The organism is Micrococcus sp. HSID17227, assembly GCF_003989405.1.
Lineage (GTDB): Bacteria > Actinomycetota > Actinomycetes > Actinomycetales > Micrococcaceae > Micrococcus > Micrococcus luteus.
The window spans coordinates 1-10653 of record NZ_RBLN01000054.1; the positions used below are offsets into that span (position 1 = coordinate 1).

Annotated in this window: 12 protein-coding genes and 2 pseudogenes; 9 read left to right on the forward strand and 5 right to left on the reverse strand. The window is 70.0% G+C overall.

The window, feature by feature from the left end; all coding sequences use genetic code 11:
• Positions 1-123 precede the first annotated feature (123 nt).
• The 3 genes and pseudogenes from D8M29_RS04765 to D8M29_RS04775 form a co-directional block, all read left to right on the forward strand.
• A pseudogene (locus D8M29_RS04765) lies at positions 124-363 on the forward strand (transposase); the annotation flags it as partial.
• Positions 364-377: 14 nt separating this feature from the next.
• The gene (locus D8M29_RS04770) at positions 378-1526 is read left to right on the forward strand and encodes a TniQ family protein (RefSeq protein ID WP_159833557.1); all 1149 of its coding nucleotides are present in this window, start codon (positions 378-380) and stop codon (positions 1524-1526) included.
• A gap of 124 nt (positions 1527-1650) precedes the next feature.
• Entirely contained in the window at positions 1651-2268 is a 618-nt protein-coding gene (locus tag D8M29_RS04775) for a recombinase family protein (RefSeq protein ID WP_036313821.1), read from the forward strand.
• 205 nt (positions 2269-2473) lie between these two features.
• On the opposite strand, the gene D8M29_RS04780 is transcribed toward D8M29_RS04775, so the two are convergent.
• The 5 genes from D8M29_RS04780 to D8M29_RS04800 all read right to left on the reverse strand — a co-directional run bounded on the left by D8M29_RS04780 (position 2474) and on the right by D8M29_RS04800 (position 6083).
• The gene (locus D8M29_RS04780; protein WP_036313825.1) at positions 2474-3382 is read right to left on the reverse strand and encodes a cation diffusion facilitator family transporter; all 909 of its coding nucleotides are present in this window, start codon (positions 3380-3382) and stop codon (positions 2474-2476) included.
• Positions 3383-3412: 30 nt separating this feature from the next.
• Positions 3413-3790 carry a helix-turn-helix transcriptional regulator gene (locus D8M29_RS04785; protein WP_036313828.1) on the reverse strand — a complete coding sequence of 126 codons (378 nt, stop codon included), beginning with the start codon at positions 3788-3790 and terminating at the stop codon, positions 3413-3415.
• Positions 3791-3844: 54 nt separating this feature from the next.
• The gene (locus D8M29_RS04790) at positions 3845-4504 is read right to left on the reverse strand and encodes a vitamin K epoxide reductase family protein (RefSeq protein ID WP_036313831.1); all 660 of its coding nucleotides are present in this window, start codon (positions 4502-4504) and stop codon (positions 3845-3847) included.
• A gap of 61 nt (positions 4505-4565) precedes the next feature.
• The gene (locus D8M29_RS04795) at positions 4566-5291 is read right to left on the reverse strand and encodes a thioredoxin domain-containing protein (protein ID WP_081097719.1); all 726 of its coding nucleotides are present in this window, start codon (positions 5289-5291) and stop codon (positions 4566-4568) included.
• A gap of 42 nt (positions 5292-5333) precedes the next feature.
• Entirely contained in the window at positions 5334-6083 is a 750-nt protein-coding gene (locus D8M29_RS04800; protein WP_036313837.1) for a cytochrome c biogenesis CcdA family protein, read from the reverse strand.
• A gap of 152 nt (positions 6084-6235) precedes the next feature.
• Here D8M29_RS04800 and D8M29_RS04805 point away from each other — a divergent pair, with 152 nt between their 5' ends.
• The 6 genes and pseudogenes from D8M29_RS04805 to D8M29_RS04830 all read left to right on the forward strand — a co-directional run.
• A complete protein-coding gene (locus D8M29_RS04805) occupies positions 6236-6598 on the forward strand; it encodes a helix-turn-helix transcriptional regulator (RefSeq protein ID WP_060775722.1) in 363 nt (120 codons plus the stop codon).
• Entirely contained in the window at positions 6595-8550 is a 1956-nt protein-coding gene (locus D8M29_RS04810; protein WP_170721174.1) for a cation-translocating P-type ATPase, read from the forward strand. The genes D8M29_RS04805 and D8M29_RS04810 overlap by 4 nt, the downstream gene beginning before the upstream one ends.
• A 180-nt stretch (positions 8551-8730) precedes the next feature.
• Positions 8731-9204, forward strand: coding sequence for a signal peptidase II (locus D8M29_RS04815; RefSeq protein WP_227718746.1), 474 nt, complete (start codon positions 8731-8733; stop codon positions 9202-9204).
• 326 nt (positions 9205-9530) lie between these two features.
• Complete coding sequence (locus D8M29_RS13945) at positions 9531-9824, forward strand: transposase (protein ID WP_060973960.1); 294 nt, start codon at positions 9531-9533, stop codon at positions 9822-9824.
• A gap of 11 nt (positions 9825-9835) precedes the next feature.
• Positions 9836-10507: a DDE-type integrase/transposase/recombinase gene (locus tag D8M29_RS04825; RefSeq protein ID WP_161972207.1), complete on the forward strand. Its 672-nt coding sequence runs from the start codon at positions 9836-9838 to the stop codon at positions 10505-10507.
• Positions 10473-10653: pseudogene (locus D8M29_RS04830) on the forward strand (IS30 family transposase); the annotation flags it as partial. The gene D8M29_RS04825 and the pseudogene D8M29_RS04830, both read left to right, overlap by 35 nt.

The window sequence follows — 10653 nt, forward strand, 5'->3', positions numbered from 1 at the left end:
GCCCTGAGGCTTTCAGCTGCTCGACCAGGTCCTGGCCCGAGGGCTCGCCTGGGTTCTTCTCGTCGATCATGGTCATGATTCTTACCGTTCCTCTCGGTACGGCTTACACAGACCATCTGACACGCCCGCTTCGCCGCCTCCTTCCCCCTCCGGAAACCATCGGTGATCGACACCGAGGACATGGCCCGCTACCTGCTGGCCCGCAGCGAGGGCACCATCGGGGAGCTGGCCCACCTGCTGACCGCGGCCGCGGTGGCCGCCGTCGAGTCCGGCCTCGAGGCCATCGACCACCGGACCCTGACGATGGCTAACTACACCGGGCCGGCCGAACGCCGCCGGGTCTTCGAACGCGAGCTGCTGTGAGCACTCGGTGGCCGGTGCACCCGGCCCCGGTCACCGGTGAGGCACTCACCTCCTGGCTGCGCCGGATAGCCCACCGCTACGGGGCCGAGGTCGAGGACCTCGTTCTCGATACCGGGTTCTGCATCTCCCGCCCCGGGGACCTGGACGTGGCCGCCCCGGAGGAATTCATCAACCAGCTAGCCGGCCGCACCAGAACCGGAACCGACACCATACGGGCCATGACTCTCGGCGGGCAGACCCCCTGGCTGCTGGACCAACTCGAGCCAGCGGCGAAGGCCTACACCACCTATACCCGCCAGCTGGCGGTACTGCTGCCCCGGGGAAGGAGACGCGACCGTACCGTGGAGGACTGGCGGGCCTGGTTGCCCACGGATGCCGGCTGGCAACACCGGGCCTGTCCGCGCTGCACCATGGAATCCACCCCTCCCTGCCCCTACCAACTGGCGTGGCTGGTGCCCCTAATGCTCTCCTGCCCCGTCCACCACTGCCGACTCGAACGCCACAACGGCCCGGTGGGCTACCACGACTTCTGGCACGTCTCGCCGGGTAGGCCCGAGCCGCGACCGGTCGGGGCGGCGATCCGGAGCATGGACCAGCGGACCTGGCAGGCCCTGACCACAGGATCCGTCGCCCTTCCCCGACACCGGGTGCACGCAGGCCTCTGGTTCCGACTACTCAGGACGCTGCTCGACGAGCTCGGCGCGACCATCATCGAATGCGGCGCACCCGGCCGGCTGACACGACAGGTGTGGGACCGCACCGGCCACCCGGTCCGCGCCGGACAGGGCCCGTGGCGCCCCTACGAGGAACTCTCCGATCAGCGCCAACTCCAGTCCCTGGAAGCCGCCGCCACCGCGATACACCTGCTCGAAACCCGGGCCATGACCTGCCCCGGACGCGAAGCCGAGGTGTTCCTGCCCCAACCGGACATTTCCCGCGACCCCGGCAGCACCGAACAAACCACGGACCCCACCGCCATCCGTTGGCAGGAGATCAAAAAGAACTTTCAGGCCGTCGTCGAGGAAGCCCGGACCACCCCCGAGACCGCCCGCCAACTCTTCAACTTCTGCACGATGTACCGCCGCGACAACGACGAAGTGATCCAAGGCGTCCGGAGCAATTTCACCGAGCTCGGCATCCCTTCGGACTACCTGTCACCATAGCTGCGCCTTGACCGTCTGCGAGACGTAGAATAAATGACCGGTTACGTGACAATATTTCTCAACACCTCGCTCTGCGGGCCTCGTGTCACATAAACGATCGAATAAATGACAGGGGTGGTGGGCGGTGCTCGTGGGGTACATGCGGGTGTCTAAGGCTGACGGCTCCCAGGCCACCGACCTGCAACGCGACGCCCTGCTCGAAGCCGGCGTGGAACCGGAGGCTCTGTACGAGGACAAGGCCTCCGGCAAGAGCGATGACCGTCCCCATCTGGCCGCGTGCCTGAAAGCGCTGCGGGCCGGGGATACCCTGCTGGTGTGGAAGCTGGACCGACTCGGCCGGGACCTGCGCCACCTGGTCAACATCGTGCACGAGCTCACCGAGCGGGGCGTGGGCCTGAAGGTGCTCACCGGCCAGGGGGCGGCGATTGACACCACGACCGCCTCCGGCAAGCTGGTGTTCGGGATCTTCGCCGCCCTGGCCGAGTTCGAACGCGAGCTGATCTCCGAACGCACCAAGGCCGGCCTGGCCTCGGCCCGGGCCCGAGGCCGCAAGGGCGGCCGGCCCTACAAGATGACCCCGGCCAAGATCCGCCTGGCGATGGCCTCGATGGGGAACAAGGACACCAACGTCGGTGCCCTGTGTAAGGAACTGGGCATCACCCGCCAGACCCTCTACCGCCACGTCTCACCCACGGGGGAACTGCGCGAAGCCGGACAGAAGGTGCTGGCCCAACGCCGATGACCACCGCGGGCTGCGGAGCTGTGTGCCGCCGATGGTGACCCACCCGGGGGCGTGTCGTATGACGTGCCGTCGCGGGACGGACCACCGGACGGGTCATGCGGGATGTCCCTAGTGGCGTGCCACTGTTCATCCATGTCGGCTGCGGGTGTGTCCGGTGGGGGGTTCCTCCTGCGGACGCGTCTATTGCTCAACCAGCCCCACTGGGTCAGTGGTGGGTGGGGTGTTCGTGGTGGGCGTGGGCGGCGGGTTCGAGTTGGAAGGTGGAGTGGTCGATCGCCACGTCGAAGTGCTCGGCGACGCAGTGTTGGAGCTGGTCCAGGATCTGGGGGGCGTGCCCGTCGTGGAAGCAGTGGTCCTCGACGACGACGTGGGCGCTGAGCACGGGGACCCCGGTGGCGATCTGGGAGGCGTGCAGGTCGTGCACGGACACCACGTGCGGCACCGCTTCAAGGTGGTCCCGAACCTCGGCGAGGTCCAGGTCCCGGGGGGTGGATTCGAGCAGGATGTGCGCGGCCTCGGCCAGGATCTTCAGGGTGCGGGGCACAATCAACACGGCGATGAGCATCCCGGCCACGGCGTCGGCCTGCGCCCAGCCGGTGGTGGCGATGACCAGGGCGCTGGCGATCACGGCCACCGAGCCCAGCGCATCGTTGAGGACCTCCAGGAACGCGGCGCGCATGTTCAGGTTGGCCCCGCGGCCGGAGCCGAGGACGGCCAGCGAGGCGAGGTTACCGGCCAAGCCGAGGATCCCGAACAGCAGCAGAGGGCCGGAGGCTACCTCGGGCGGGGCGAACAGTCGCTGCAGGCCCTCGATGAAGGCGTAGAGACCCACGGCCAGCAGGATGGCGGCCTGGGCCAGGGCGGCCAACACCTCGGCGCGCAGGAACCCCCAGGTGCGCCGGGCCGTGGGCGGCCGGGCCATCAGGGTGGAGGCCAGCAGGGCCATCAGCAACCCGCCAGCGTCGGTGAGCATGTGCGCCGCGTCCACCAGTAGGGCCAGGCTGCCGGTGATCAGCGCCCCGGCCACCTCGGCCAGCAGCACCGCCGTGGTGATGGCGAAAGCGACCGCCAGCCGCCAGCGGTGCGCCGGCGAGGCGTGGTGGTGTGCACCCATTAACTGTGTCCTCCTTCTCCGGGACCGGGCTCAGGCCGCGGCGGGGCCGTCGGGGCCCGGGGTGCCGGAGTGTGGGCAGAGCTCGACCGCGTGCCCGGTGACCGTCAGCAGCCGCTCGGCGGCGGCCAGCACCTGAAGCAGCTCGGGCTCGGCGGCCAGGGCGTACAGCGAGGCCCGGCCCACCGGCCGGGAGGCCACCAACCCGCAGCCGGCCAGGCAGGCCAGGTGCGCACTGACCGTGGACTGGGCCAACCCGAGGTGCTCGGTCAGCTCGCGCACCTTGTGCTCCCCGGTGGCCAGGTGCCGCAGGATCGCCAACCGGGTGGGGTCGGAGAACCCGTGGAACAGCGCCGCCGCCGGGCCCAGGCCCGCCGCCGGGGACACCCCCGGCTCCTTAATCATCGTCATACGACGATGATAGCGCCTTCAGTCGATAATGGCGAGGTCGCGCCCCAGGACCGGTCAGAAGCCGGTGAAGGCGGGGAGGAACTGGACGAAGACCGAGCCGGCGACGGCGACGTAGGCGACGGCGATGAGGGTCCCGGCCCAGCCGGTGGCGAACCGGACCACCCCCGGCGGGGCGGGGATCACGCCGTGGGCGAGGTTGCGGGCGGTGAGCAGGAGGAACAGGGGGATCATGGCCGCCCAGACGATCATGCAGTACAGGCAGAGGATGTAGATCTCGTACAGGGCCTGGAACCACAGCCAGGCCACGAACCCTATCCCGAGGGTGACCCCGGCCTGCAGCCCGAGCCAGTACCCGCGGCCGGGCCGGGCCCCGGAGAGCACGACCATCGCGGTGGAGATCACCACGGCGAAGGCGACGATGCCGATCAGCGGGTTGGGGAAGCCGAACAGCTCGGACTGCCAGGTGCCCATGACCCGTCCGCAGGACACCCAGGGGTTGATGTCACAGCTGGTGGTGTGGCCGGGGTTCTCGTAGAGGGCGAGGCGTTCGAGGACCAGGGTCGCCGAGGCGATCCAGCCGACGGCGCCGGTGACGAGCAGCACCAGGCCGAAGGCCCGGCGCCCGGTGAACCACGCCGGGGCCGGCGCCGGGCCGGCTGCCGATACTGGGGAGGCGGCGCTCGGGGCGGTGGGCTCGGTGAGCCGGTCGGTCATGGGAAGTCCTTTGCTCTCGGTCCTCTGCTCTGGCCCGGGTGGCCGCGGATGGTCCGGGCGGTCAGTCCTGGGTGGCGGCCTCGACGGCGGCGGTGAACTCTTCCAGGCTGTTCACGGTGAGCGGCTCACCGTCGAGGTAGAAGGTCGGGGTCCCGGCCACGCCCAGGGCGGTGCCGTCGGCCACGTCCAGCTCGACCCGGTCCCGGGTGGCCGGGTCGGCCACCGCGGCATCGTAGGCGGCCATGTCCAGGCCCAACTCTTCGGCGTAGGCCCGGAAGACCGGGCTGCGGTCCTCCGTGGTGTGGCTCCACTCGGTCTGGGTCTCGAACATCTTCTGGTACATCGACTCGTAGGCGCCCTGCTGGGCAGCGGCCTCCACGGCGATGGCCGCGGTGACCGAGTTCGGGTGGCCCGGCAGCGGGAAGTACCGGTGCACGAAGGTCACGGTGTCCGCATACTCGGCGCGCAGGTCCTCCACGAAGGGGTAAGCCGCCGCGCAGGCCTCGCACTCGAAGTCCAGGAACTCCACCAGCACGGCCTTCTCATTGGGGGCCTGCGAGAGCACCCGGCTATTCTCCCGCACCAACTGACCGGCAGACCCAGTCGACTGCCCGGTGGACTGGGCGGTGGACTGGTTGGGGTCCTGCTGCTGGGCGGTGGCGGTCCCGCGGGCCACAAGGTAACCGATGAGGGCGGCGGCCACGACCAGGCCCAGCAGCACCCAGACCACGATCTTGGCCCGGCGCTGCCGGGACGGGGTGGAAGCGGTGGGGTCAGGGGAAGTCACGAGCGGTCCAATCCGTGAGGTGGGGGGCGTGTGCGGGCGGGGTTAGACGGGGGTGGTGAAGGTGCCGGCCAGGTTCTGCAGCTGGTAGATCCACAGGGTCCAGATCCCGGTGACCATCAGCACCCCGACGAGCACCAGCAGTACCCCGCCGATGATGTTGAAGGCGCGGATGTGGCGGCGGACGAAGCCCAGCGTTCGGGTGACCCAGTCCAGGCCCATCGCCACCAGCACGAAGGGGATGCCCAGGCCCAGACAGTAGAGGAAGCCCAGCAGGGCCCCGCGCCAGGGGTCCCCGGTGGTGGTGCTCAACGCCAGCACGGCGCTGAGGGTCGGGCCCATACACGGGGTCCAGCCCAGGCCGAAGACCACCCCGAGCAGCGGGGCCCCGGCGATCCCGGTCCTGGGCTGGAAGGACATCCGCCGGGTGTTCTGCAGGAACGGCAGCCAGCCGATGAGCACCAGGCCCATCAGGATCACGAACACCCCCAAGGCCCGGATCAGCGCGTCCTGCCACTGCAACAGCCACCCGCCGATCACCCCGAAGGCGGCCCCGTAGAGGGTGAACACCGCGGCGAAGCCCATAATGAACAGTCCCACCCCGGTCATCACCCGGCGCCGGTTGTCCGCCCGGCGCGGGTCGGCCAGCCCGGAGACATACCCCAGGTATCCGGGCACCAGCGGCAAGATGCACGGGGAGAGGAAGGACACCAGCCCGGCGACCACGGCCAGCGGCATCGCCACCAGCAGTGCCCCGGACTGGACCATCTCGGCGAAGAACCCACCCAGGCTCATGGCCGTCCTCCTCGGCCCCGGCAGCGGCGATGCGGGAAGGTGGGGCAGCAACGGGCAGTCACGGAGGGTCCTCACTGATTCAATCGATCGGGGTCGCCCGGCCCGGGCGAAACCCCGCAAGAGACTACAGTGCAGGCTGTATAGTTCACCACATGCTGACGATTGCGACACGGTTGGACGTGATGAACCGGCTGGGCCGGGCGATGGCCGACCCCACCCGATCCCGGATCCTGCTGTCCCTGCTGGAGGGCCCCGGGTATCCGGCCGAGCTGGCCCAGGCCCTGGGGCTGAGCCGGTCGAACGTGTCGAACCACCTGGCCTGCCTGCGGGACTGCGGGATCGTGGCCGTCGAGCACCAGGGCCGCCGCACCCGGTACGCGATCGTCGATGCGCACCTGGCCCGGGCGCTGAGCAGTCTGCTCGAGGTGACCCTCGCGGTGGATGCCTCCGCGCCCTGCCTGGACCCGGGCTGCCCGGTACCCGGGTGCTGCGACACGGCGGAGGTGGCCTCGTGAGCGCCGCCTGCGGCTGCGAGGCCCCGACCCCCACTCCCGGTGCACCCGAGGAGCACGAGGAGCACCGGCCGTGGTGGCGCGATGCAGCCATCCTGCTCCCGGCGCTCTCCGGGCTGGCGTTCCTCACCGGGCTGGTCCTGGAATGGTCCGGGGCCGGTCTCGTGGCCACGGTGGTGTTCTGGGTCGGGCTGGTGCTGGGCGCCTGGACCTTCGTGCCCGGGGCGCTGCGCGGATTGTTCACCCGGGGCCGGCTCGGGATCGGACTGCTGATGACGATCAGCGCCATCGGCGCGGTGATCCTGGGCTACATCGAGGAGGCCGCCGCCCTGGCGTTCCTGTACTCCATCGCCGAGGCCCTGGAAGACAAGGCCATGGACCGGGCCCGGGCGGGCCTGCGCGCCCTGCTGAAACTGGTGCCCGAGACCGCGACCATCCGGGCCGGCGGGGCCACGGTGGAGGTCGAGGCCAAGGACCTGCGACCCGGGCAGGTGCTCGTGGTCCGGCCCGGGGAACGGGTCGCCACCGACGGGATCGTGCGTACCGGGCGCAGTTCCCTGGACACCTCGGCGATCACCGGCGAGTCCATCCCGGTCGAGGTCGGCCCGGGAGACACCGTCTCGGCCGGGTCGATCAATACCGCCGGGGCCCTGGAGATTGACGCCACCGCCGCCGGCACCGACAACTCCCTGACCACCATCGTGCACCTGGTCGAACAGGCCCAGGCCGAGAAGGGGGACCGGGCCCGGCTGGCCGACCGGATCGCGAAGCCCCTGGTGCCCGGGGTGCTCATCCTGGCCGTGCTCGTCGCGGCCCTCGGGTCCCTGCTCGGGGACCCGGAACTGTGGATCACCCGCGCCCTGGTGGTGTTGGTGGCCGCCTCGCCCTGCGCGCTGGCCATCGCGGTGCCGGTCACCGTGGTCTCGGCGATCGGCGCGGCCAGCCGGTTCGGGGTGGTCATCAAATCCGGGGCCGCCTTCGAGCGCCTCGGCGGGATCCGCCACCTGGCGGTGGACAAGACCGGGACCCTGACCCGCAACCAGCCCACCGTCACCGCCGTGCTCGCCGCCCCCGGCATCACCGAGGACCAAGTGCTGGGCTGGGCCGCGGCACTGGAACAGCACAGCACCCACCCGTTGGCCGCGGCCATCACCGCCGCCACCCCGGACACGCCCGCGGCCGAGGGCGTCACCGAGACCGCCGGGCACGGGATCACCGGCCGCCTGGACGGGGCTACCGTCACCGTCGGCAGCCCCCGCTGGCTGGCCCCCGGCCCCCTGGCGGCCCAGGTCCAGGGGCTGGAGGACCAGGGCATGACCGTGGTCATCATCCACCGCGACGGGGCGGTCGCCGGGGCCATCGGGGTCCGTGACGAACTGCGCCCTGAGGTCCCCACCGTCGTGACCACCCTGACCGGCCAGGGCATCGACCTGACCATGCTCACCGGGGACAACGCCCGCACCGCCCGGGCGATCGCCGACCAGGCCGGCATCGACGACGTGCGCGCCGAGTTGCGCCCCGAGGACAAGGCCACCGCCGTCCACCAGTTGACCGGCACCCGGCCCACCGCGATGATCGGTGACGGCATCAACGACTCTCCCGCCCTGGCCGCCGCCGAGGTCGGCATCGCCATGGGCGCCACCGGCTCGGACGCAGCCATCGAATCCGCCGATGTCGCCTTCACCGGCCACGACCTGCGCCTGATCCCCCAAGCTCTGGCCCACGCCCGCCGCGGCCGGGCCATCATCAATCAGAACATCATTCTCTCGCTGCTGATCATCGCCGTGCTGCTGCCGCTGGCCATCACCGGCGTCCTCGGCCTGGCCGCCGTGGTCCTGGTCCACGAGGTCGCCGAGGTCATCGTCATCGGCAACGGCCTGCGCGCCGCCACCACCCGACGCACCGCCCTGGAACCCCTCACCGACCGGCAAGCCCAACCCGCCACCACGGGATGAGCTCCTACCGTGCCTGCGGGACAGAGACGCCCAGGCCCGGTGAGACCCGACCTGTCCGGTCCATCCGGTACCTGCCAGCGATTTCACAGGTCGCGCCGGGGTCAGCAGATCCACTGAGGCGCCGGGAAACGGGCGCATCGCGAAAGGACACGAATGAACCACCGGCGCAGGTACCCCCTGGTGCTCTTGACCATTGCGATCGGGGCCGGCGTAGTGGTCCTGGACCAGGTGACCAAGTGGTGGGCGGAGAACAGCCTGTCCACGGGCGAGCGAGTCCCGCTCCTGGGTGAGCTGCTCGGGCTCCAGCTGGCCTACAACCCCGGGGCGGCCTTCTCGTTCGGGGCCAACTCGACCTGGATCTTCACCATCATCTCGGCGGTGGCGGTCGCCGCGGCGATCTGGTTCACCCTCCGGGTCCGTACCGTGTCCTGGGCGATCGTGATCGGGTGTCTCGGCGGCGCGGTGACTTCCCACCTGGGTGACCGGCTCCTGCGCCCACCGTCATTCGGGCAAGGCCACGTGGTGGACTTCCTCGCCTACGGGAACTGGTTCATCGGCAACATCGCGGACATCTTCATTGTCGGCGGGGCGCTGGCCGCGGTCCTCCTGACCGCCACGGTGCCCGACCGGGGCACCGTCGACGCCGCGCGATAACCACTACTAGGACTCCCCTCCGCGGCCCGCTGCAGTCGGTCCCCCCTAGGGAGTCAACCTGCCGGCGCCGTACGAGACCACACGGTGATCTTGGCGGGGTGGGGCGGTGCGACAGGTGGGTGGCACGCCTCGACGCCGGTCGGCGATGGAGCAGAAGCCCCGGCCCTGGGAACGACAGACCATATCCGCGTCCCGACCCCGGTGCTCCTGACCCCTGTGGTCAAGGGGCCGATCGTGCACAGGCCGACGGCCGAGGGAGGGACTGACGCACGTACAGGTGACATACGATCTGTGGTGTTCCCACACCAAAGGGAAGGATGTGCACCATGCCCGCCCCCTACCCCAAAGAGTTCCGCGATGATGTCGTCCGGGTCGCGCAGAACCGTGAGCCCGGCACCCATCTGAAAGACATCGCGAAGGACTTCGGCATCTTCGAGTCCTGCCTGACGAACTGGATTCGCCAGGCCGATATCGAAGCAGGCAACATCCCAGGCACCACCAAGGCCGAGGCCGAAGAACTCCGCGCAGCCCGCCGCAGGATCCGGCTCCTCGAGCAGGAGAACGAAGTCCTACGCCGCGCCGCGGCCTACCTCTCCCAGGCGAACCTGCCGAAAAAATGATGTACCCGCTCGTGTCCGAGCTCGCCGCCGACCAGATCCCGGTCGCGGTGTCCTTGCGGGTCCTCAAGCTCGCCCGCCAGCCCTACTACCGCTGGCGGGACCAGCCCGTCGCCGTTTCTGAGGTGGAGCAGGCCTACCGGGCCAACGCCCTGCACGCCGCTCACCTGAACGATCCGGAGTTCGGGTACCGGCTGCTGCGGGACGAGGCCGAGGCGGCCGGGGAGCGAATGGCCGCCCGTACTGCCTGGCGGCTCTGCCGCCAGAACGGGTGGCACTGCGGGTTCGGGGCCAAGCGTGGCAAGTACGGGACCCGCCCAGGCCCACCCGTGCACGACGACCACGTCCGCCGGGACTTCTCTGCCGAAGCTCCGAACCGGCTGTGGCTGACCGACATCACCGAGCACCCCACCAGTGAGGGCAAGCTCTACCTCTGCGCGATCAAGGATCTCTACGCCGGCAGGATCGTGGGGTACTCCATGGCCGGGCGTATGCAGGCCTCGTTGGCCGTGAACGCCCTCGAGCAGGCCGTGGCACGCCGCGGCGGCACCGATGCGGTGGCCGGGTGCATCGTGCACTCGGACCGCGGCTCCCAGGGTGGATTCAATCGGTCGTCGCAACACCCTCTCGGAATCACTGGAGGTATGGGCGATGGCAAGCAAGGACTGGGCGAGGAAGATCAGTGACGTGCCCGAGGGGACACGGCGGCAGTGGAGAGCGGATCGGGCCTTGCGGGCCCCGATGCGCTCTCCTGGCAGGCCGCAGCCCTCACGGGAGGTCCAACGCCAGTTCTGGCGTGTGATCGCCACCGGTGTCACCACGGTCGAGGCAT